The organism is Cryobacterium sp. 10I5 (assembly GCF_035019865.1).
GTDB lineage: Bacteria > Actinomycetota > Actinomycetes > Actinomycetales > Microbacteriaceae > Cryobacterium > Cryobacterium breve_A.
The window spans coordinates 1-21216 of record NZ_JASJVI010000064.1; the positions used below are offsets into that span (position 1 = coordinate 1).

Consider the following 21216-nt stretch of genomic DNA (forward strand, 5'->3'; position numbering starts at 1 on the left):
GCATCCATGGGATGCCGCGCCTGTCTGAGTGTCTGGGTGCCGGTTTCAGTACCGTTTTCGCCTAGAAAACGGTCAGGCCTCGTGCACGGAATTGCTCTCGCACGCGCTCCAGCAACTCCTTGTCGGGGGGCGTCGCTCCGTGCAGCGGGTACGGGATCTCGAGCCGGTCCCATTTGTCCTCGCCCATCTGGTGGAACGGGAGCACTTCGACGCGCTCGACATTCGGCCAGCGGGACACGATCTCCGCAACGGCGTCGACGTTGTCCACGGCATCGGTCAGTCCGGGGACCAGCACGAAGCGGGCCCAGACGGGGATCCCCTTTTCTGCGAGGCGATCGCCGAAATCGAGGGTCGGCTGGAGCTCACGCCCGGTGACCTCTTTGTAGGTCTCGTGAAGCCCGGACTTGACGTCCAGGAGCACGAGGTCGAGGTTGTCGAGCAGCGTCTCAGAGGCGCTCTTCCCGAGGAAACCCGAGGTGTCGAGGGTGGTGTGGATGCCGAGTTTGTGGCATTCCTCGAAGATGCGTTCCACGAAGGCCGGCTGCATGAGCGGCTCTCCGCCGGAGATGGTGAGTCCTCCCCCGGTGGCGTCGAAGACGCCCTTGTAGCGCTTGAGGCGCGTGACCAGGTCGTCGAGGGTGGTGATCAACCCGTCGCGCATCTTCCAGGTGTCCGGGTTGTGGCAATACTGGCAGCGCAACAGGCACCCGGACAGGAACAGCGTCATCCGGGTTCCGGGGCCGTCTACGGCCGTGACGAGCTCCCAGGAATGGACGCTCGCAACGGAACCGTTGTGAATCGCTTCCATCTCGAGGTGATGGAGTTCGGCAAGTTCAGCCTGTTCGGTGCTGGGGGTCTTGCCGATCTCCAGGGCGACCAGGGCGACGGCGGGGCCGACGCTGGGTAGGCCGAGGTTTACTGCGGGCATATTCTCGTCCTACTCAGCGTCGCCGCCATTTGTTATCGGTGGATATTCAGTGCTGGTGAAGCGTGGTGCTGGTGGTGATCAGTACGGATCGGGATCAGTGCTGGTGGAACGTACGGCTGATGACGTCCATCTGCTGTTCGCGCGTGAGGCGCACGAAGTTGACCGCGTAGCCGGAGACGCGAATCGTCAGCTGCGGGTAGTTCTCCGGGTGCAGCATGGCGTCTTCAAGGGTTTCCTTGTTGAGCACGTTGACGTTGATGTGGTAGCCGGTGGCTTCCGTGTACGCGTCAATGAGTCCGACGAGGCTCGTGATCTGCTCGTCCTTGGTGTGACCGAGGCCACTGGGGACGACCGTGTTCGTGAGCGAGATGCCGTCCTGCGCCTGGCTGAACGGCAGCTTGGCAACGCTGAGCGCCGACGCGAGCATGCCGTGCGTGTCGCGGCCGTTCATCGGGTTTGCACCCGGAGCGAACGGCTCACCCTTGCGACGGCCATCGGGCGTGTTGCCGGTGGCCTTGCCGTAGACCACGTTGGACGTGATCGTCAGGATCGACTGGGTGTGGATAGCGTTGCGGTAGGTCGGGTGCTTGCGGATCATGTTCATGAAGCGTTCCATGACATCGATCGCGATGGAGTCGACCTTGTCGTCGTCGTTACCGAACTTCGGGAATTCGCCCTCGACCGTGTAGTCGATGACGAGTCCGTTGTCGTCACGGACCGGACGCACCTTGGCGTACTTGATCGCGGACAGGGAGTCGGCGACAACGCTCAGGCCGGCGATGCCACAAGCCATCGTGCGAACGATTTCCTTGTCGTGCAGTGCCATTTCGAGACGCTCGTACGCGTACTTGTCGTGCATGTAGTGGATGCAGTTCAACGCGGTGACGTAGGTCTCGGCGAGCCACTCGAGAGTGACGAGGTAGTTCGCGAAGACGGTGTCGTAGTCGAGGATCGTGTCGAGGTTCGGCGCGGTCGCCGGGGCGACCTGCTTGCCGGAAACCTCGTCCTTGCCGCCGTTGATCGAGTAGAGCAGCGCCTTGACGGCGTTGACCCGGGCACCGAAGAACTGCATCTGCTTGCCGACGCGCATCGGGGAGACGCAGCAGGCGATCGCAGCGTCGTCACCGAGCTCGGCGCGGATGAGGTCGTCGGACTCGTACTGGATCGCCGACGTGTCGATGGAGACCTGGGCGCAGAAGCGCTTGAAGCCATCGGGAAGGCCGTCGTTCCAGAGGACGGTGAGGTTCGGCTCGGGTGCTGCGCCGATGTTGTACAACGTCTGCAGGAAACGGAACGCCGTCTTGGTGACGAGCGGGCGTCCGTCTTCACCGATGCCGCCGAGGGACTCGGTGACCCAGGTCGGGTCGCCAGCGAAGATCTCGTCGTATTCGGGGGTACGCAGGAAGCGCACGATGCGGAGCTTGATGACGAGGTCATCGATGAGCTCCTGTGCGGCCTCTTCGGTGATGGTGCCGTCGGCGAGGTCGCGCTCGATGTATGCGTCGAGGAAGGCCGAGTTGCGGCCGAACGACATTGCTGCGCCGTTCTGTTCCTTGACGGCGCCGAGGTACGCGAAGTACAGCCACTGGACGGCTTCCTGGGCGGTCTGGGCCGGCTTGGAGATGTCGGAGCCGTAAGACGCGGCCATCTGGACGAGTTCCTTGAGGGCCCGGATCTGCTCCGAGTTTTCCTCGCGGGCGCGGATGATGTCCTCGGTCGAGGGCTCCATGTCGAGCTCGGCGCGGTCGTTCTTCTTGCCGGCGATGAGTGCGTCGACGCCGTAGAGGGCGACACGACGGTAGTCGCCGATGATACGGCCACGGCCGTAGGCATCCGGAAGACCGGTGATCAGGTGGCTGTTGCGGGCGCGACGCACACCGGGAGGGTAGACGTCGAACACGGCGGTGTTGTGGGTCTTGCGGTAGTCGGTGAAGATCTTCTCGAGCTCGGGAGAGACGGGGTATCCGTAGGTCTCGAGGGAGTTGACGACCATGCGCCATCCACCGAACGGCATGATCGCGCGCTTGAGCGGAGCATCCGTCTGGAGGCCGACAATGACTTCATTGTCCTTGTCGATGTAACCCGGCTTGTGGGCCGTAATGGAGGACGGCGTGAAGGCGTCGATGTCGTAGACGCCCTTACGACGTTCCTCGGGGAACATCGCGGACAACTTGGCCCAGACTCCCGTGGTGCGGGCGGTCGGCCCGGCCAGGAAGGACGCATCGCCGATGTACGGCGTGTAGTTGCGCTGAATGAAATCGCGAAGGTTAATCGAATCCTGCCACGGCCCGGAAACGAATTCCGCCTTGCCGTGCTGCATCGAAGTGTCGCCGCTGAGGACGCCCTCTGTAATTGTCATGTGGACTACTCTCCTCGTGGGATTGAGCGTTCCCGCCGCGGAAGATCCCGCGCTCGGGGTAGTGAGCGGGGGGACACGAGGCGCCAGACGTGCACCGATGCACCGTGGTCCGCTCTCTTTTTCCAACACTACTCCCCGGCAACGCCCGGTCGGGGGGTTCTTCCGCCGCGTCTCTCGCCCGCGCGTTTAAAAGGACTCGCCTAGCACAGCCAAACCCCGCTAATCCATTGCTGGAAGTGACGATCCTGAGAATTCTCGAACCTGGCGGCTAGAGCTTTTTTCCCGGGTTCAGCAGGCTGGCGGGGTCGAACGCGAGCTTGACGCGGCGCTGCAGCTCGCGCACGGCGAGGCCGAGTTCGTCGTCGAGGTGGGCCTGCTTGAGCAGGCCGATCCCGTGCTCCCCCGACGCGGAGCCGCCGAGCGTGACCGCGAGCTGGATCACCCGTTTGAATGCGCGGTGGGCGGCATCGACCTCTGCGGGCAGGTCGGGATTGAACCCGATCACGGGGTGCAGGTTTCCGTCGCCGAGGTGCCCGCCGGTGCTGATCGGAATCAAGAGTTCGCTGGAGATCTCCTGAAGACCGGTGAGGAGCGCCTGCAGCTGGGAGCGCGGAACGGTCACGTCCTCGTTGAGGCTCGCGCCGCGCGCGGCCTGCAGTGCCGGCTGGAGGAGGCGTCGCGCACTCATCAGCTGGTCGAGGTGCGCAGGGTCGCTGGCGATGACGATCTCGCCGGCTCCCCCGGCCTCGAGGATGCGCGCGTATTCGGCGACGTCGTCGTCGGCCTGCCCGGCAGCATCCGACTGCACGAGGAGAAGAGCTGCGGCACCCTCAGGGAGGGTCGACGCGGGGTCGAAGGCGTTGATCGCGGTGATGCAGGATCCGTCGAGGAATTCGAGCACGCTGGGACGCCGGTTGTTCGTGACGATCAGCGCGGCGGCGGCGAGGGCCTCCGCGGTGGTCGAGAACGTAGCGGAGACGCCGGAGGCGGGGGCGGGGGCGGGCAGCAGCCCGACCGTGATCTCGGTGATGATGCCGAGGGTCCCCTCCGACCCGACGAGGAGGGCCGTCAGGTTGTAGCCGGCGACGCCCTTGATGGTGCGCTGCCCCGTGTGCACGATGGAGCCGTCGGCGAGGACGACCGTGAGACGCCGCACGAAGTTACCGGTCACGCCGTACTTGACGCACAGCATCCCGCCGGCGTTGGTGGCCACGTTGCCGCCGATCGTCGAGCCTTTCCACGAGCCGGGGTCCGGCGGGTAGAACAGGCCGGCGGCCGCGGCGGCCCTGGCCAGGGCGTATGTACGCACTCCGGCCTCGACCGTCGCGGTCTGGTCGGCCTTGTCGACAGAGACGATCCGGTTCATCCGGGTGAGGTTCACGACGATGGCCCCGGTGATCGCGTTCGCGCCGCCGGCGAGGCCGGTGCGGGCGCCCTGGGGTACGAGCGGAATGCCGTTCGCCGCTGCGAGCGTGACGATGGCAGCCACCTCGGCGGTGCTCTTGGGGAACACAACGGCGAGGGGCTCCCCCGCAACGGTGCCGTCCGACTGGTCCGTGAGATACGCATCGGTCGCCTGGCCGGTCACGAGCTGCGCCGACGGCAGTATCCCGGCGAGGGCGTCGAGGATCGTCTGGGGGGAAAACGTTTCAGTCACGGGGGCCTCTGGGTCAGAGTTGACGGGCCGGCACCGGGCGAAGGCCAGCGGCCCGACGGTGGGTGTGCCTCAATCGGGGCGTTTGCCCAGTATATGAGGCGGCATATTCCGCGACCCACTTGTAGTTATTGATGTATCTATGACTAGGCTGGGGGTATGTCGACCGAATCCGCCTCCCTCCCGCCGGTCGGGGCGTCCGCCGTCGAACGTGCGTATACCCACGTCGCAGACCTGATCATCTCGGGGTCCCTCCCTGCGAGCTCCTTCCTGACCGAAGGCGACATCGCCGGGGCCCTCTCGCTCAGCCGCACCCCGGTGCGCGAAGCCTTCCTCGCGCTCGAGGCCCGGGGACTGATCCGGCTCTTCCCGAAGAAGGGCGCCGTCGTCACAGCGCTCGACGACGCGGAGACCGCCGAACTGCTCCAGGTGCGCATCATGCTCGAGACGACCGCGGTGCGACTGTTGAGCGAACGCGAGGGCGGCACCGGCGCGGTCGACGCCGACCTCGCCGACCTGATCGGGATCCAGGCGGATGCCGCGGCGAGCGGCGACCTTCTCACCTTCGCCAGGGCGGACCACCGGTTCCATTCCCGGATCGTGGACGAGAACCGTAACGGGGTGATCGACGGCTTCTACGCCCAGCTCGGCCCGAGGCTCGAGCGCCTCACCCACCGCGTCGCCTCCCGGGATCCCCGCAACCTCGAGCGCCTCCTCGCCGAGCACCGCCTCCTGGCCGGCCACGTGTCCAGCGGAGACACCGCAGCCTACGACCGCGCACTCCGCGAGCACGTCGAGGCCGGCCATTTCTCCACCAGGATCACCTGACCACGAAGGTCGCCTGACCACCACCGACTGTCCACCCCCGATCGCGTTCCGAAAGTCCGATGATTCCCCGCACCATTCCCGCCTGGCTCCGCGCAGCACCCGCCATCTTCGTCATGGCCTGGGGCGGCAACCATTTCACCCCGCTGCTGCACATGTACGAGGCACTCGGCCACTACACGACGGTGATGGCGGACGTCTTCCTCGGGGCGTACGTCGTCGGCCTGATCCCCGGGCTCCTCATCGCCGGGGCGCTCTCTGACCGGTATGGACGCAAGCCGCTCGTGATCGCCGGTGTGATCACGGGACTCGTGGCCAGCATCCTTCTCGGTTTCGGCTTCTCGAGCACGGTCATGCTCTGTGTCGGGCGCTTCCTGGCCGGGCTGAGCGTCGGCGTTGCGATGTCGGTCGGAACCGCGTGGCTGAAGGAACTCTCCGCGCCACCGTTCGACAGGCAGGCCGACTCGGTCGCGGGCGCCCGGCGCCCGGCGCTGACCCTCACCATCGGCTTCGGGCTCGGCGCCGGGGTCGCCGGCGTACTCGCCCAGTGGGGCCCGATACCGACGCTGGCCCCCTACCTCGTCCACATCGTGCTGAGCGTCGCCGTGCTGCCGCTCCTGGTCACCACACCGGAGACCGTGCCGCGGTACCGCGCACATCGCCCGTTCTGGCGTGACCTTGCGGTTCCGCTCGCGGGGCATCGCCGTTTCCTGAAGGTCATCGCGCCCTCAGCACCGTGGGTCTTCGGCGCCGCCGGGATCGCGTACGCGATCATGCCGAAGCTCGTCGACACCCAGCTCGGCGAGTTCAACCTCGCGTACGCGACCCTGCTCACGGTCGTCACCCTCGGCACAGGGGCCCTGGTCCAGCCGCAGGTCGCCCGGATCAACGCGCGCACCAATGGGCGAGCACTCGTCGTCGGCATGGGCATGATGCTCGTCGGCATCCTGCTCTCCATGTGTGCAGCGGCGACGCTGTCCCCAGTGGTCGCTCTCGTCACGGCGATCGTTCTCGGTGCCGCGTACGGAGTGTGCGTCGTCGCCGGCCTCGTCGAGGTCCAGCGCATCTCGACCCCGGCCGACCTCGCCGGCATCACCGGCGTGTATTACAGCCTCACCTACCTGGGCTTCCTGCTGCCGGTCCTCTTCGCGGCTCTCAACTCCGTCGCGAGCTACACCCTGCTGATGTCGCTCCTTGCCGTCGTCTGCGCCGCGTCCCTCGTCGTCGTGACCTGGGGCATCCGCCGCGTCTAGCCCTGCCCGCGGAGCGGAGCGCTGAGGTAGGGCAGGAGCACCGCGCGCAGGTAGAGCGTCCCGCCCGCGGAATCCGCGGGCGCCCCGGAGTCCGCGCTGTCGAGTTCGTCGAAGGCGAACCAGGATTCGGCCAGGATCCAGAGCGCGCGGACAAGGTCGTCGAGCTCGGGATCGCCGAGCGGGCGGATCTCGCCGTGGTCACGCCAGCCGCGCGCGATCTCGCCGAACCTGACGAGGCGCCGGGAGCGCACGAGCCGGTAGGTTTCGGCGAGCACCGGGTCCGCGTGCAGCAGGCCGAAGAGGTCGCGGGCGAGGAACGCGTACTGCCGCGTCAGCGCGGCACCGGCACCGAGACGGTCGAGCACCTGCTCGGGGTCCAGACGTTCGGGCCCGCCCCCTCCCCCGGCGGCCGACGCGCCGGCGACCGACGCCTCCCAGAGCGATTCGTACGCCGCCACGCGCTCGGCGTGCAACTCGCGCACGATCTCGTCCTTGCCGCCGAACCAGTAGTACAGGTTGCCCGGACTGATGCCCGCGGCCGCCGCGATCGCGTTGGTGGTCACCACGGCGGTGCCGCGTTCATTGAAGAGCCCGAGGGCCGCGGCGAGGATCCCGGCCCTGGTCTCCCTCGCCGTCGTCGTGGTCGGAACCCGGCTCACGAAAGCACGACCTCCCGCGCGGGCCGTCGTGGGCTCGGCAGCGCTTCCCCGGTCGGGTACCCGATCCGGAAGGTCATGATCGCGTGCCGGCCGGCGGGCAGGAGTGCGGCGAGCGCGTCGCTGAAGTCCGGGTTGAGGCCGGTCGAGCGTTCCCTGTCGATCCGCTCCGGAATCTGGCAGAGCGGCTGGGCACGGAGCCCGTCGACCGTCATGCTCAGGTGCAGGCGCTGCCAGGCGCGGCCGACGGAGAGGCGCTGGCCGGTGTCGAGCGGGTCACGCACGAGGAGCGCCCCGAAGGCCGCGGCCGTCGGGATCTGGCTGTCCCTGGTGCCCGCGAGCCAGCCCGCATTGTTCTGCGCCGTCGAAACGGGAATGACCTTCGAAACGGCCCTGATGAATTCCGACTGACCGGACGGGTCGATCGTGATGCCGTCCTTCTTCGACTGGACCTCGTGCCAGTCGGTGCGATACCAGGCGGCGTCGTCGGCCACCTGCTGCGGGTCGGCGATGATCGCCTCGGTCGCGCGGACGGTCAGGGCGCCGAAGGCATCCTTCTCGGCCGGGGTCGTGAACCAGACGAGTTCGGTCTCCGGCGCATCCACGGCCGCGCTGAGCAGGGCCAGTTCAGCGGCGCCCACGGGCCGCGTCAAGTCGTAACCGTTGCGGTCGGTGTGTCTGCCCGTGATCGCGGTGAACAGCGGTGAGACGGATGCCTCCGCCGCCTGAAGGTCGATCCGTGCGACGTGCGTGGGGTCGGCGGGGTCCGGCAGCAGGGTGACGGTGGCCGTCTTCCCGTTCACGGGCGCCGCGACGACGATGTTCTCGATCGCGCACCCGAGGGAGACGTCCATCTCGCGGAGCAGCGGGTCCATCGTCCCGAGGTTCCTGGTCGTGTCGGCGAAGACGTCGATCCGATTGTCGGCCACCCGGAACTGCCAGGGTTGGGCGTTGTGCGCGTTCGCGGCGAGCACGGCCGCCCGCACAAGCCCGAGGGCGTCGTGCGCGTCGGGACCGGCCTCTGCCCACGCGGCGAAGGCTTCGCCGGTCCCGCTCGCGAACACGCCGCCGTCGACCGCGCGCCAGGTCAGTCCGGCGGCGCCTGCGATCGCCAGGGTGCCCACGCTGATTCCGGCGACCTTGAGGAACGAACGCCGGGTCGACGTCCGTCCCTTCTGGTCGTCCTGTTCCTTCTGGTCATGCCGGCTTTTCGTGGGAGTCCTGTCGGGGGTCATACCCCAATTAGAGTCTTTACTCTAATATTTGTCCAGCCCCGCGATCGGCACACCCTACAATCGGCACACCCTTCGATCGGTACACCCTGCGATCAGGCGAGGCCTGCGGTCAGGCGAGCTCGGTGAGCCGTCCACCCTTGATGTGCAGGCGGCGTTGGGCGCGCCTGGCCACGGCGCTGTCGTGGGTGACCACGATCAGAGTGAGGCCCTGCGCGCGCCAGAGTCCCTCGAGCAGGTCCATGATCTCGTCCCTGGTCTCCTCGTCGAGGTTGCCGGTCGGCTCGTCGGCGAGGAGAACGGTCGGGTCCTTGACGAGCGCCCTCGCGATCGCGACCCGCTGCTGCTGGCCGCCGGAGAGTTCGGCGGGGAGGTGGCCGAGGCGATCGCCGAGGCCGACGGCCTCGAGGGCCGCCGCGGAACGCTCGCGGCGTGCCGCGCTCGTTCCGCCGAGCGGAGCGAGCGCCGTCTCGACGTTCTCCTGGGCGGTCAGCGTGGGGATCAGGTTGAAGCCCTGGAACACGAAGCCGATCTCGGTGGCACGGATGCGACCGAGCTGGGAGTCCCCGAGGCTCGACAGGTCCGAACTGCCGAGGTGCTCCGTCTCGAAGACGACGGATCCGGAACTCGGCCGGTCGAGTGCTCCGAGCATCTGCAGGAGGGTCGACTTACCGCCACCGGTCGGTCCCTGGATGGCGACCATCTGGCCATCGGGGATCGATACGGTGACGTCCTGCAACGCGGTCACCGAGCGCTTGCCCTGGTCGTATTTCTTGGTGACATTCGTCAACTGGTACATGGTCTGGTCCTTCTGGAAGCTGGAACTGTGAAAATCGGGGGCGAAGCGGGTCGGGGCGAAGCGGGTCGGGGCGCAGCGGGCCGCGTCATGCGATGCTGCGCAGGGCCTCCGCCGGCCGGAGCCGGGAGGCCCGCCAGCCCCCGATCACTCCCGCGAGCAGGCCGCCGAGAACGGCGAGCCCGACCGCGACGAGGATCACGGATACCGTGACGGGCGCCGTCAGGACGATGTTCGACTCGGCGGCCGCCTGGGTTGCGGCGCCGAATCCGCCTCCTCCGGGGCCGAAGCCCGCGCCTCCGGCACCTCCCGCGCCTCCGGCCGCCCGCGCTCCGCGGCCCGCCGCCTGCACCGCGGTCGAGGCCCCTGCGGTCAGGGTCGGGGCGATGATGTTGATCACGAGGATCCCGGCGAGCCCGACGACGATCCCGACGACACCGCCGATCAGGCCCTGCACGAGCGATTCGCCGCCGACCTGGCGCACGATCCGGCCGTTGGACCAGCCGATCGCCTTGAGCGTTCCGAACTCACGGGTGCGCCGGGTCACCCCGGAGATGGTGAAAAGGATCGCGATCAGGAACGCCGCCGCGAGAACGATCAGGGAGAGCCACAACCCGAGATTGGAGACGAGGCTCGATGCGCTCGCAAGGGAACCGGACACGCTCGACGCGAGGTCTGCCTGGGTCTTGACGGTCGCGGCGGGAAGCGCCGTCCTGATGTCCGCCTGGACCTGGCTGATGTTCGTCGACGACGCTGCCTGCACGTAGATGTTGGAGACTTGGCCGGGCAGTGCCGCGAGGGTCTGGGCGACGTCGAGCGGGATGTAGACGTTCGCCGCGGTGGCGCTGTCCGCCGTCGCAGCGGAGACCAGCCCGACGATACTGAAGTCCGTGCCCGCGATCGCGACCGTGCCGCCGACGGCGAGGGATGCGGTCGTTGCGTAGCTCGCGTCGAGGACGGCGACGTGCGCACCGGCATCCGTGCTCGCGAGGGAGCGCCCCGCGGTGAGCGTCACCGCGGAGAGCGGGCCGACGGCCGCGTCGGCCGGGTTCAGGCCGAGTACGGTGAAGGAGTCGACACTGAACGAGCTGCCGCCCGCACCGTCAGGACCGCCCGTCGGCGGAGTCTGGCCGGCCGACGGCCGGGTCCCTCCCTGGGTGCGGGTCGGGAGTGCTCCGCTGAACGTGGAGTTGCTCAGCAGGAGTGTCGCAGCGGCGGCGCTGACGTTCGGAACCGAGCGCACGGAGTCGAGGGAGGTCGAGGCGAAGGTCTCCGTCCCGCGTTCGGCGGTGAGGCGGCTGCGGCTGATGGTCGTCGTTCCACCGGCGGCTGCGCCGTCCGCCGAACCGAAGTCGAAGCGCTGGGGGGCGCCGTTTCCGGTGCCCGGCGTCGCGGCCGCAGCAGGGGCCTGGCTCACGGTGATGTCGGTGCCGACTCCGTACACGGATTCGAGCACGGATGCCTGGGCGAGCTGGACCCCGCTCGACACCGAGTTGACGATGATGACCAGGGCGATGGCGAGGGCCATGCCGATCGCGACGATCGCGGTCTGCTTGCGACGACCCGCAAGTTCCCGACGCAGGTAGGTGTAGAACATGAGTCTCCGGTTCCGGGGACTCTTCGTGGGGCCCACCGGGATCGAAGTTATGGATGCGCGCTTGCCGGACGCTATCACTTTCCTGTGAATACGCCGTCAAATAACGGTTCTGCCTCAGGGACATTGGCTGGGCAGCATCGTTTCGAAGCTGATCGCAATGTCTGCGGGCCACACTCTCCCGCTGGCGTACGCTGGCGGCATGACCGCGAATGTACTCGGATCCGCAGTGAGCGCCGAGGTGAGTTCCTGGGCCGCCCGGCAGCGCTGGTTTTCGGACACGGGTCACCCGGTGGCGCTCTCGCGTGTCGGCGGCTGGACGCTGCCCTCCGGCGAGCCGGGGGTACTGATCCGCACCGACTGCGTCGTCGACGCCGGCGACCCCCGCCGGACGGTCTACCAGCTTCCCGTGACCGAGAGGGAGGTGGCGCTCCCTGGGGGCGAGGCCGCCCTCATCACGATCAGTACCGGAGCGGACGGGCGGCAACGGTTCGTCTATGACGCCCCGGCGGATCCGGCCTATGCGCGGGCGCTGCTCCTGCTGATCCTCCGCCGGGGCACGTCGGGCCCTGGTGCAGACGGATTCTCGGTCGCGGAGGGCGAGACCCTCTCCAACGGCCTCGCCGGCGGCGAACCCGCAGACAGAGTCGCGCCGGGCGGGGTCGAACCGACCGTCGTATCGAGTCAGGTACTCCGGGGAGAGCAGTCCAACACCTCGATCATCTATGAACTCGCGGGCCCGGACGGTCGAAACCTCACTCCCGTGATCTGCAAGGTCTTCCGGGCGCTCCATCACGGCGACAACCCCGACGTCACGGTGCAGTCCGCACTTGCCCGCGCCGGCTCCCGGTTCGTGCCCGTCCCGGTCGGCTGTGTCGTCGGGGACTGGGCGGACGCCCGTGCCCCTGACGGCACCGCGCGCGGCCACCTCGCTTTCGCCCAAGAGTTCCTGCCGGAGGTCGAAGACGCCTGGCGGGTGGTGCTGGGTGCGGCGGGGAGAAACGAAGATTTCACTGCCCGGGCACGGAGCCTCGGGGTCGCGACCGCGGCCGTCCACGCCGACCTCGCGGACGCGATGCCGACGGCGGAGCCGACCCCGGAGGTCGTCGACGCAGTGCTCGACGGCCTGCGCGCCCGCGCCCGGCGCGCGATCGCGGAGGTGCCCGCCCTCGACAGGTACGCTCCGGCGATCGATGCAGTCTTCACCGCAGCCGCCCAGGTGTCCTGGCCGAGGCTGCAGCGCATCCACGGCGACCTGCACCTCGGCCAGGTGCTGCTTGTTCCGGGCAGGGGCTGGGTACTCGTCGATTTCGAGGGCGAGCCGCTCAGTCCCCTCGAGGACCGGACCCGCGTCGACGTGCCGTGGCGGGATGTCGCCGGCATGCTGCGGTCGTTCTCCTACGCGGCCGGGACCGTGGCGCGGGAAGCTCCCGAGCGGACCGACGCCGTTACCGGGTGGGCGCAGGCCTGCCGTCGAGCGTTCCTTGCCGGGTACAGCGAACGTTCCGGCCGGAGCCTCGGGGAGCAACGTCCGCTGCTCGACGCCTTCGAACTGGACAAGGCCCTCTACGAGGTCGTCTACGAAAAACTCAACCGCCCCGATTGGCTCCCGATCCCTCTCGCAGCGATCGACGCCCTCCTGTCCCAGGAGCCCGCGCCCGTTCGCGAAAGCGGGTGAGCCGTCGGTATGCCGAGCTCAGAACGACGATTCACCCGCTTTCGCGGGAGCGCGGATCAGCTTCGCGGCGAACGCTTGAGCTCGGGGAACTGGTCGTCGCGCCATTCCTCCGGGAGCCGGAGCTGCTGGTCCGCGGCGTCGTTCTCCCGCGCCCGCAGTTCGACCCTGCGGATCTTGCCTGAGCTCGTCTTCGGGAGTTCGAAGAATTCGATGCGCCGTACCCGCATGTATGGCGGAAGCCCATTGCGGGCGTGCCGCAGCACGGCGAGAGCTGTCGCGCTGTCTGGCGCCCAGCCGGCAGCGAGGTGGATGTACGCCTTGGCGATGTTGAGGCGGGTGTCGTCTGGGGCGGGGACGACCGCTGCCTCTGCGACAGCGGGGTGTTCGAGCAGCACGCTCTCCACCTCGAACGGGGACACCTTGTAGTCGGAGGACTTGAAGATGTCATCGGTGCGGCCGATGAAGGTGATGTAGCCGTTCTCGTCCCGCGTGGCGACGTCGCCCGTGTGGAAGTAGCCGTCCCGCAGCGCGGCCTGGGTCCTGACCGGGTCGCCGTGGTATCGGGCCATGAGATTGACGGCGGGCTCGCTGAGGTCGAGACAGATCTCGCCCTCCTCGGCGACACCGCCCGTGATCGGATCGACGAGGGTGATCGCGACGCCGGGCAGGGGCAGGCCCATGGACCCGGCCTTGAGGACGGACCCCGGCACGTTGCCGACGATCGCCGTCGTCTCGGTCTGGCCGTAGCCGTCGCGGATCGTGAGCCCCCAGGCACGCTGGATCTGGCTGATCACTTCGGGGTTGAGCGGTTCGCCCGCGGAGAGGATCTCACGGAGGCCGACCGGTTTCTCCCCCACATCGGACTGGATCAGCATCCGCCACACCGTCGGCGGCGCACAGAACGTCGTGACCTTGGCGCGATGCAGCTGGGCGGTGAGCGCCTGCGGGTCGAACCGGCCGTAGTTGTAGACGAAGACGGTGGCCTCGGCGATCCACGGCGAGAAGAAGCTGCTCCAGGCGTGCTTGCCCCAGCCAGGCGAGCTGATGGCGAGGTGCACGTCCCCGGGTCGAAGACCGAGCCAGTACATGGTGGAGAGGTGACCGACGGGGTATGAGGTCTGGGTGTGCACGACCATCTTGGGCTTGCTCGTGGTCCCCGACGTGAAGTAGATGAGCGACGGGTCGTCCGAACCGACGGCCACGCGAACCGGCGCAGTGGAGAGCAGGGCGGCATCGGCGTAGTGGGCCCAGCCGGCAACCGTCCCGCCGACGCAGATGCGCCGGAAGTCGCCGTCGATCTCCGCGAACTTGGCGGCGTCTCCCGCGTTCGCGATGACACAGTCCACCTCACCGCGCTGCACCCGGTCTGCGAGGTCGCCGGCGGCGAGCACGGTCGACGTCGGAAGGATCACGGCGCCGACCTTCATGATGCCGAGCATGAGCTCCCAGAGTTCGACCTGGTTGCCGAGCATGAGCATCACGTGGTCGCCCTTGCCGACACCCTGCTGGGTGAGCCACGCCGCAACCTGGTTGGAGCGTGCCGACATCTCCGCGAAGGTGACCTTGAGTTCGCGGCCGTCCTCTTCGACGATCCACAGGGCGATGTTGTTGTTGCCTGCCGCGATGACGTCAAACCAGTCGACTGCCCAGTTGAATGACGCGCCGACGTCCGGCCAGCGGAATTCGGCGGCGGCACGGGCGTGGCCGTCCCGGAGGCGCAGCAGCTGATCGCGGGCGGCGCGAAAATTGGAGGTACTCGTCGGAAAAGTCACTCCTCCATCATCCTCACTAATGAATGCCTGTAACTGCATGCATCAACGGCACACCTGGCGGTGCGTTATTCCGGGGGCAACCCACACCCGGATGTGGTTAACCACACGGGTAGCCCCATCCGGGTGACAGGGCGCGCGGGCCCATCCGGCGTCGGGTAGCTTCGTGCACGTCAACACCGACAGTCTCGACGTGGCGTCTCCGGTACCAGCGTGGGACGTTCGATTTCACCCGGGGGCACAGATGCTTACCTTCTTCGTCATCTTCATTCTTGTTGTGGGAATCAATACCCTGCTCTGGACCACGGTCGGACTCATCCGAGCCGTGGCCGAGAGCACCCGCCGCCGGTCGGCCGACGAGCCGGAGGACCCCCTGATCTCCGCGGACGAGGTCGCAATCCTGATCGCCGCCCACGACGAGGAACAAGTGATCACCGCGACGATCGGCTCCGCAGCGGGCCAGGTTCCTGTCGGGCACGTCTTCGTCGTTTCGGATGCCTCCGTCGACCGCACGGCGGACCTCGCGAGAGCGAGCGGCGCGAACGTGCTCGAACTCGAGCCGAATCGTGGAAAGGCCGGCGCTCTCGTCGCCGCGATCGACCATTTCGATCTCGCGCGCCGCTTTCCCGTCGTCGTGCTCCTGGACGCGGACACCGTTCTCGCCCCCGACTACCTCCGGACCGGGCTGCCCTGCTTCCAGGATCCGGGGATCGTGGCGGTTGCGGCGTGCGCCTCGACGATCGCGGATCCTCCCCCTGCGACGATGATGGGACGTTTCCTGATCGCGTACCGGGAACGTTTCTACGTCATGGTGCAGTACCTGCTCAAGTACGGCCAGGCGGCCAGGCTCGCGAACGTGATCTCGATCGTTCCCGGCTTCGCGAGCATGTACCGCAGCCAGGTACTCGGAAGCATCGACATCAATCCGCCCGGACTCGCCATCGAGGACTTCAACATGACCTTCGAAGTGCACGCGCGCAAACTCGGCCGGATCGCGTTCCATCCCTCGATCGCGAGAGCCTCGACCCAGGACCCGGACAATCTCCACGACTACACCCGGCAGCTGCGGCGGTGGACCCTGGGATTCTGGCAGACGCTGCGCCGCCACGGATTCCGGCTCGGCTGGTTCTGGGGTGCGCTCGCGCTCCACGTCTTCGAGCTCGTGACGAGCAGTGTGATGATGTTGCTGTTCCTGCCGCTCCTCGTCGTGTCTGTCGGTGCGGTCATCTGGGAGGCGACGGCGACGGACCCGTCCGGCATCGCCACGCAGCTGACGAACGCGGTGCCGCCGACCCTGATCCTGATCGGTGTGCTCGTGCCCGACTACCTGTTGACCGTGCTCGTGGTCGCTGTGACCCGGCGGCCGAGCTATCTGGTGCTCGGGTTCGCCTTTCCGCTCGTGCGCGTCGTCGATGCGGCGATCTGCCTCGCGACCCTGCCCCAGGCGTTCCTGACGCCGTCGAGCGGCCGCTGGACGAGTCCCGAACGCCGCGTCACGGTGGCGCCAGAGCTGCAGGCGAAGCCGATGCCGCCGGAGAGCCCGGAGCTCAGGGAGACGTCGGTGCCCGAAGAGACGTCAGCGCCCCGGAACAGGCCGCTCGTACCCGACAAAACGAAAGCGGATGCCGGTCCTCGAGACCGTCCATTCAGAGGCGTGGGTACGCGTCCAGTCCCCGTCGACCGCGGGGGCGCGCGTGTCGCCCGGAACGGCAAGGTCCAGCTCGGTGATCTCGAGGCGTGAGGCGCGGGCAAGGGCGTCACGGTAGACCTCGCCTCCGCCGATCACCCAGATCGTCGCGGCCGGGTCAGTCGCCGCCGGGTCAGTCGCCGCCGGGTCAGTGGGTGAAGCGTCTCGGGCGAGGGCCTCGTCGACGGACCCCGCGCGTTCGGCTCCGGCAGCGGCCCAGCCTGCATCCCGCGTGACGACGACGTTGCGTCGCCCCGGGAGCGGCCGGAATCGTTCGGGCAGCGAATCCCAGGTGCGTCGACCCATCACGATCGTCGCGGCATCCGTCACGGCCTTGAAATGCGCGAGGTCCTCGGGTAGGTGCCAGGGAATAGACCCGGCACTGCCGATGATCCCGTCATGTGCCTGCGCCCAGATCAGTGCAATCGCGGGAGCGTGGGGGTCAGACGGCAACGGGTGCCTTGATCGCGGGGTGGTGCTGGTAGCCGACGACCTCGAAGTCCTCGTACTCGTAGTCGAAGATGCTCGGGCGTTCGGCGGTGATGCGGAGCGTTGGGAGCGGATACGGGGCGCGGGTGAGCTGTTCGGCGACCTGGTCGCGGTGGTTGTCGTAGATGTGGCAGTCCCCGCCGGTCCAGATGAAGTCGCCGACCTCGAGTCCGGCCTGGGCGGCGACGAGGTGGGTCAGGAGCGCGTAACTCGCGATGTTGAACGGGACGCCCAGGAAGAGGTCGGCGCTGCGCTGGTAGAGCTGGCAGGACAGGCGGCCGTCGGCGACGTAGAACTGGAAGAGCGCGTGGCAGGGGGCGAGCGCCATCGACGGGATGTCGGCGACGTTCCAGGCCGACACGATCATGCGGCGCGAATCGGGGTCTGTCTTCAGCGTTTCGATCACCTGGGCGATCTGATCGATGTGGCCGCCGTCCGGAGTGGGCCAGGAACGCCACTGCACCCCGTAGACCGGACCGAGGTCTCCGGTCTTCGACGCCCATTCGTCCCAGATGCTGACCCCGTGGTCCCGGAGCCATCCGACGTTGCTCTCGCCCCGGAGGAACCACAGGAGCTCGTAGGCGATCGACTTGAAGTGCACGCGCTTCGTCGTGATGAGCGGAAAGCCCGCACGGAGGTCGAAACGAAGCTGGGCGCCGAAGATGCTCGTGGTTCCGGTACCGGTCCGGTCGCCCTTGGCGGTGCCCGTCGCCAGGGTGTGGCGAAGCAGGTCTTCATACGGGGTCGCGAGTGAGGTTGGCATCCGTGTCAGTTTATTTGGTGGCGCGGCCTATTCGGTGCCGAAGCGCCGAACGAAAGCCCGCATCAGGTTCGCCGGTTGGGTCACCGTGGCGGCCGTGATGTTCGCGATGACCTCGGTCAGGGCATCCGGCTTGAAATAGCCGTTGTCGCGGTAGATCCGGATGCGGGTCAGGATGCTCGCGTTGGTGAGTTCGGGATGGAATTGGGTCGCGTAGACGTTCCGTCCCACCCGGAACGCCTGGACCGGGCAGTTCTCGCCGGTGGCGAGGAGCACGGCGCCGCGCGGGAGGACCGTGCACGCCTCCTTGTGCCCGACGAAGGCCTCGAAGTCCGGCTCGAGGATACCGAACAGCGGGTCGGCTGCGCCGTCCTCGGTCAGGCTCACCCTGGTCGGGCCGGCGTCCTCCGGCCAGGTGCCGTCGACGACCCCTCCGCCGTGGGCTGTGAGAAGTCCGATGCCGTAGCAGGCACCGAGAAAGGGGAAATCACGGGCGACGACGAGGTCGAGGAGCGGCTGGAGTTCCGCTTCGACGCGGACCTGAGTGACGGACTTGGTCGCTTCGGGATCGCCTGCGTTGAACGGACTGCCGCCGACGATGACGCCGGAGTAGTCGTCCAGGCGGATCGCGGGCAGAGGGGCCGCCTCGAGCCTGACCCGGTGCAGGGCATCGGGAGTCAGTCCGCCGGCGCTCAGGAAGCCCTCGTACTCGTCGTCAGCGGCTTCGTCCTCCGGACGGGTGGCCAGGAGCAGGAAGGGCTTCACGCCGCCATAATACGCGGTGCGGTGGATCGCTGCTGCTTCAGTACAGGAACGAGGCCGCAAAGGTGTTCACATCGATGTTGACGCCGTTGAAGACCCGTTCGAAATGCTGCTGCACACCGATGCGGAGATTCCCGCCCGCGTTCCAGCCTCCGAAGGCGATCGGTGCCGGCGACAGGAGATCGGCGGGGTCGTCAGGGAGGCCCGGCATGGCAACCAGGCCTGGCGGGACGGGCGCGGCATCCCAGAGTGCGACATCGCCGAATTCCGTGGTTGCGGCCCCCATGATGTCGTCCCACATCCGCGCACCGGTGTAGACGACGGGACGCACCCCGCTGGACTGGACGCCCGTGATCATCTCCCTGGTGAGAGGCGGTCCTCCGGACTCGATGTCGAGGGCGAAGAACTGGAGCCGGATGCGGAAGGATCCCGTCGCCGCGATCCCCTCGCGCCAGCAGCGCGGATCTCTGGTGTACGCGGCCACGGCGAGACCGGCGTCCAGGGCCATCGCGAGCTGCGCCTGCGTGCGGGCAAGAGGCGTGCAGGTGCCGAACTCCGTGGAACTGAGGATGTAGAGCCGGAAACCGGCCTCGTACGCCTGCACGAACCAGGCGGGATCGGTGATCGGATTGTCAGAATCCATCGCCCTGAGCACCGGTGGGGGTTGCGTCGGTTGCGTCGGTTGCGTCGGTTGCGTCGGTTGCGTCGATCGGGCGGATGCGGTCGGCACCGGCGTCGGGGAGGGAGCCGCGGCGGATATCGCGGGGTCCGACCGACTCGCTCCCGCCACCTGGATCGCCGCGAAGGGAAGGCCAAGCAGGAGGATCACCAGCACGGCGGCCCCGACCACCGGACGCACGGCCTGCCTCTTTCCCGGGTGTCTCGTGACGGAAGGCCTGCGCATTCGCTCAGTGTGCACCGGCATCACGGGGAAGAAAAGGGACCCGCCGGGGGCTCGTCCGCACGGTCGAACGTGGCCCCTGACCGCGATGGCTGTCTGGGGGGCGTACAGTGAGGCAGCACCGCTCAGTCTCAGGTTCCGATGTCGCCCTGGGGAAACGGCTGCTGCCGGGGATTCTTTACCCCTAGCTCTTGATCACATCACTGGGGGAATGGCTTTCATGCGCGACCTTGCACCAAGCATCTACCGGCAGCGTCTGGTCATCGAGGCCTACCCGGCAGAACCGATCAGCGCAGTGCAGATCATTGACTACCTGGCAGGGCTTGCCCCGGTGCTCGACATGAAAGGCCTGATCGAGCCGGTCACGCACCGCAGCGACCTGTTCGGCTGGGCCGGGTGGACGCACTGGGAAACGTCGGGGGCGCACTTCTACGCGTGGGAACAGCCGGTGCTCTTCTACAGTGTCGACATCTACACCTGCAAGCCGTTCGACCCCCTTGTTGCCGTCGAATACACGAAGAATTTCTTCGGCAGCGCCAGCGCCGAATACAAGGAATTTTAGTGCCGACACGCGACACCGATACCGAGATCGGCGCCGAGGTGTTCAGCCCCCGATACGACCTCAGCGACGCCGAGCTCGAGGACCTCACCGTCCGGCTGCTCGACGCGCGCACGGGCGAGCTCCCGGAGCACTACCGGCTCGTCGCGATCGAGGTCGACGGCCGGAGCCCGTTCTCGAACGTCGGCCGGCACGTGGAACGAGTCGTCTTCGAGGCGACGTTCGGCAACGATGCCGCACAGATGACAGACGAATACGGGGCGTACGAGGAGACGAGCACTTTCTTCATCTCCATCGACAGGGACACGTGCATGCCGAGCGGAGTCCTGCGAATCATCGAGGATTCCCCCCATGGACTCAAGAGCCTCAACGATGCCGCGCACGAACCGTTCAATCTGGAACTCGACGAGGCGTTCCGCTTTCATGCGATTTCCGATCCCACCGAAATCTGGGACATCGGCACCGTCGCCGTCCTCCCCCACTACCGGCGCGGCGAAGCAGCGGTGAGCGTGCAGCTCTACCGTGCGATGTATCTCTCCGCGCTCGTGCACCGCATCAAACACATCGTGTCGATCGTCGACGACCGGCCGCTGCGCAAGATGCGTGACTTCCTCGGAATCCCGTTCGTACCGCTCGCGGACACTCCCCCCGGCCCGTACCTCGGCTCGAAGAAGAGCCACGCCGTCTACGGGTATGTGCCGCACTTCCTGCCGAAGGCGCGTGCGCACCGCGACACCATGCGCGGCCTGCTCGTGCGCAACGCCCTGCAGCGCCTTGTCGACGGTACGGAAGACGACTCGATCAGCCTCGACGCCCCGCCCGGCTTCTGATCACTCGGTCGGAGCGCTCCCCGAACCCGCGATGTTGACCAGCCAGGTCACGCCGAACGGGTCGATGAGCATTCCGAAGCTGTCTCCCCACGGCGCCTTGGCGAGTGGCTGGAGCACGGTCCCTCCCGCGGCCAGCTTCTCGAAGTATCCGTTCAGTTCCGCCTCGTCGTCACCGCTCAGCGACACCGAGAAACTGCTGCCCGGTGACAGTTCCATACTGTTAGGGGTGTCCGCCGCCATCAGGACCATCCCGCTGTCCGTCGTCAGAGCGGAATGCATGATCTTGTCGCCCTCAGCGGGATCGTCACTGGTGTGGAACTCGGCGAAGGTGCTGCGTGTGAGCGTGCCCCCGAAGACCGACTCGTACAGGTCCATGGCCGCCCTGGCCGAGTCACGGAAGGAGAGATAGGGGTTCAGAGTTGTCATCGTCGGGCCTCCAGTACGGGGCGCGCCCGCCTTCGGGGCGGCCCGTCGGGGGCACTTT

General features: G+C 67.5%; 18 protein-coding genes and 1 pseudogene. 6 read left to right on the forward strand and 13 right to left on the reverse strand.

Annotated elements, in window-relative coordinates; genetic code table 11:
- Positions 1-61 precede the first annotated feature (61 nt).
- From pflA to QN350_RS14325, 3 genes are all read right to left on the reverse strand, one after another.
- Positions 62-928 carry a pyruvate formate-lyase-activating protein gene (gene pflA / locus QN350_RS14315; RefSeq protein WP_322139554.1) on the reverse strand — a complete coding sequence of 289 codons (867 nt, stop codon included), beginning with the start codon at positions 926-928 and terminating at the stop codon, positions 62-64.
- A gap of 94 nt (positions 929-1022) precedes the next feature.
- Positions 1023-3287 carry a formate C-acetyltransferase gene (gene pflB, locus QN350_RS14320; RefSeq protein WP_281534646.1) on the reverse strand — a complete coding sequence of 755 codons (2265 nt, stop codon included), beginning with the start codon at positions 3285-3287 and terminating at the stop codon, positions 1023-1025.
- Between the two features lie 268 nt (positions 3288-3555).
- The gene (locus QN350_RS14325) at positions 3556-4944 is read right to left on the reverse strand and encodes an FAD-binding oxidoreductase (RefSeq protein WP_322139553.1); all 1389 of its coding nucleotides are present in this window, start codon (positions 4942-4944) and stop codon (positions 3556-3558) included.
- Positions 4945-5100: 156 nt separating this feature from the next.
- On the opposite strand from QN350_RS14325, the gene QN350_RS14330 reads away from it, so the two are divergent.
- Positions 5101-5769, forward strand: coding sequence for a GntR family transcriptional regulator (locus QN350_RS14330; RefSeq protein ID WP_322139552.1), 669 nt, complete (start codon positions 5101-5103; stop codon positions 5767-5769).
- A gap of 59 nt (positions 5770-5828) precedes the next feature.
- Positions 5829-7019 (forward strand): MFS transporter, encoded by a 1191-nt coding sequence (locus tag QN350_RS14335; RefSeq protein ID WP_322139551.1) that lies wholly within the window; start codon positions 5829-5831, stop codon positions 7017-7019.
- Here the strand turns inward: QN350_RS14335 and QN350_RS14340 are convergent.
- The 4 genes from QN350_RS14340 to QN350_RS14355 all read right to left on the reverse strand — a co-directional run bounded on the left by QN350_RS14340 (position 7016) and on the right by QN350_RS14355 (position 11300).
- Positions 7016-7678, reverse strand: a complete 663-nt coding sequence (locus QN350_RS14340; protein ID WP_322139550.1) for a TetR/AcrR family transcriptional regulator — start codon at positions 7676-7678, stop codon at positions 7016-7018. The genes QN350_RS14335 and QN350_RS14340 overlap by 4 nt on opposite strands.
- Positions 7675-8910 (reverse strand): Acg family FMN-binding oxidoreductase, encoded by a 1236-nt coding sequence (locus QN350_RS14345; RefSeq protein ID WP_281534640.1) that lies wholly within the window; start codon positions 8908-8910, stop codon positions 7675-7677. Before QN350_RS14345 ends, QN350_RS14340 begins: the two co-directional genes overlap by 4 nt.
- Positions 8911-9019: 109 nt before the next feature.
- Complete coding sequence (locus tag QN350_RS14350; protein WP_281534639.1) at positions 9020-9706, reverse strand: ABC transporter ATP-binding protein; 687 nt, start codon at positions 9704-9706, stop codon at positions 9020-9022.
- Between the two features lie 85 nt (positions 9707-9791).
- Complete coding sequence (locus QN350_RS14355; RefSeq protein ID WP_322139549.1) at positions 9792-11300, reverse strand: ABC transporter permease; 1509 nt, start codon at positions 11298-11300, stop codon at positions 9792-9794.
- A 199-nt stretch (positions 11301-11499) separates the two neighbouring features.
- On the opposite strand from QN350_RS14355, the gene QN350_RS14360 reads away from it, so the two are divergent.
- Positions 11500-12975: a maltokinase N-terminal cap-like domain-containing protein gene (locus QN350_RS14360; RefSeq protein WP_322139548.1), complete on the forward strand. Its 1476-nt coding sequence runs from the start codon at positions 11500-11502 to the stop codon at positions 12973-12975.
- A 56-nt stretch (positions 12976-13031) separates the two neighbouring features.
- On the opposite strand, the gene QN350_RS14365 is transcribed toward QN350_RS14360, so the two are convergent.
- The gene (locus tag QN350_RS14365; RefSeq protein ID WP_322139547.1) at positions 13032-14786 is read right to left on the reverse strand and encodes an AMP-binding protein; all 1755 of its coding nucleotides are present in this window, start codon (positions 14784-14786) and stop codon (positions 13032-13034) included.
- Positions 14787-14988: 202 nt separating this feature from the next.
- Here QN350_RS14365 and QN350_RS14370 point away from each other — a divergent pair, with 202 nt between their 5' ends.
- Positions 14989-16485 carry a glycosyltransferase family 2 protein gene (locus QN350_RS14370; protein ID WP_322139546.1) on the forward strand — a complete coding sequence of 499 codons (1497 nt, stop codon included), beginning with the start codon at positions 14989-14991 and terminating at the stop codon, positions 16483-16485.
- Here QN350_RS14370 and QN350_RS14375 read toward each other — a convergent pair.
- The 4 genes and pseudogenes from QN350_RS14375 to QN350_RS14390 all read right to left on the reverse strand — a co-directional run.
- Positions 16399-16884 (reverse strand): annotated as a pseudogene (locus tag QN350_RS14375) (dihydrofolate reductase); the annotation flags it as partial. The gene QN350_RS14370 and the pseudogene QN350_RS14375 sit on opposite strands and share 87 nt — an antisense overlap.
- Complete coding sequence (locus QN350_RS14380) at positions 16874-17683, reverse strand: thymidylate synthase (protein WP_322139545.1); 810 nt, start codon at positions 17681-17683, stop codon at positions 16874-16876. The gene QN350_RS14380 and the pseudogene QN350_RS14375, both read right to left, overlap by 11 nt.
- Positions 17684-17710: 27 nt before the next feature.
- Entirely contained in the window at positions 17711-18445 is a 735-nt protein-coding gene (locus tag QN350_RS14385) for a glutamine amidotransferase (RefSeq protein WP_322139544.1), read from the reverse strand.
- A gap of 37 nt (positions 18446-18482) precedes the next feature.
- Positions 18483-19085 (reverse strand): hypothetical protein, encoded by a 603-nt coding sequence (locus QN350_RS14390; RefSeq protein ID WP_322139543.1) that lies wholly within the window; start codon positions 19083-19085, stop codon positions 18483-18485.
- A 478-nt stretch (positions 19086-19563) separates the two neighbouring features.
- On the opposite strand from QN350_RS14390, the gene QN350_RS14395 reads away from it, so the two are divergent.
- Both QN350_RS14395 and QN350_RS14400 read left to right on the forward strand, forming a co-directional pair.
- Positions 19564-19905, forward strand: a complete 342-nt coding sequence (locus tag QN350_RS14395; protein ID WP_281534631.1) for an S-adenosylmethionine decarboxylase — start codon at positions 19564-19566, stop codon at positions 19903-19905.
- On the forward strand, positions 19905-20732 hold the full coding sequence (locus QN350_RS14400; protein ID WP_322139542.1) for a hypothetical protein: 828 nt from the start codon (positions 19905-19907) through the stop codon (positions 20730-20732). The genes QN350_RS14395 and QN350_RS14400 overlap by 1 nt, the downstream gene beginning before the upstream one ends.
- Here QN350_RS14400 and QN350_RS14405 read toward each other — a convergent pair whose 3' ends face one another.
- The gene (locus tag QN350_RS14405) at positions 20733-21158 is read right to left on the reverse strand and encodes a VOC family protein (protein ID WP_322139541.1); all 426 of its coding nucleotides are present in this window, start codon (positions 21156-21158) and stop codon (positions 20733-20735) included.
- Positions 21159-21216 lie beyond the last annotated feature (58 nt).

What these genes read in the sequence shown, in the direction of transcription:
- QN350_RS14395 (WP_281534631.1), top strand. Translation starts at nt 19,564, where the DNA reads ATGCGCGACCTTGCACCAAGCATCTACCGGCAGCGTCTGGTCATCGAG.
- QN350_RS14330 (WP_322139552.1), top strand. Translation starts at nt 5,101, where the DNA reads ATGTCGACCGAATCCGCCTCCCTCCCGCCGGTCGGGGCGTCCGCCGTC.
- QN350_RS14350 (WP_281534639.1), bottom strand. Translation starts at nt 9,706, where the DNA reads ATGTACCAGTTGACGAATGTCACCAAGAAATACGACCAGGGCAAGCGC.
- QN350_RS14370 (WP_322139546.1), top strand. Translation starts at nt 14,989, where the DNA reads ATGCTTACCTTCTTCGTCATCTTCATTCTTGTTGTGGGAATCAATACC.
- pflA (WP_322139554.1), bottom strand. Translation starts at nt 928, where the DNA reads ATGCCCGCAGTAAACCTCGGCCTACCCAGCGTCGGCCCCGCCGTCGCC.
- QN350_RS14405 (WP_322139541.1), bottom strand. Translation starts at nt 21,158, where the DNA reads ATGACAACTCTGAACCCCTATCTCTCCTTCCGTGACTCGGCCAGGGCG.
- pflB (WP_281534646.1), bottom strand. Translation starts at nt 3,287, where the DNA reads ATGACAATTACAGAGGGCGTCCTCAGCGGCGACACTTCGATGCAGCAC.
- QN350_RS14335 (WP_322139551.1), top strand. Translation starts at nt 5,829, where the DNA reads ATGATTCCCCGCACCATTCCCGCCTGGCTCCGCGCAGCACCCGCCATC.
- QN350_RS14380 (WP_322139545.1), bottom strand. Translation starts at nt 17,683, where the DNA reads ATGCCAACCTCACTCGCGACCCCGTATGAAGACCTGCTTCGCCACACC.
- QN350_RS14360 (WP_322139548.1), top strand. Translation starts at nt 11,500, where the DNA reads ATGACCGCGAATGTACTCGGATCCGCAGTGAGCGCCGAGGTGAGTTCC.
- QN350_RS14355 (WP_322139549.1), bottom strand. Translation starts at nt 11,300, where the DNA reads ATGTTCTACACCTACCTGCGTCGGGAACTTGCGGGTCGTCGCAAGCAG.
- QN350_RS14365 (WP_322139547.1), bottom strand. Translation starts at nt 14,786, where the DNA reads ATGCAGTTACAGGCATTCATTAGTGAGGATGATGGAGGAGTGACTTTT.
- QN350_RS14390 (WP_322139543.1), bottom strand. Translation starts at nt 19,085, where the DNA reads ATGGATTCTGACAATCCGATCACCGATCCCGCCTGGTTCGTGCAGGCG.
- QN350_RS14345 (WP_281534640.1), bottom strand. Translation starts at nt 8,910, where the DNA reads ATGACCCCCGACAGGACTCCCACGAAAAGCCGGCATGACCAGAAGGAA.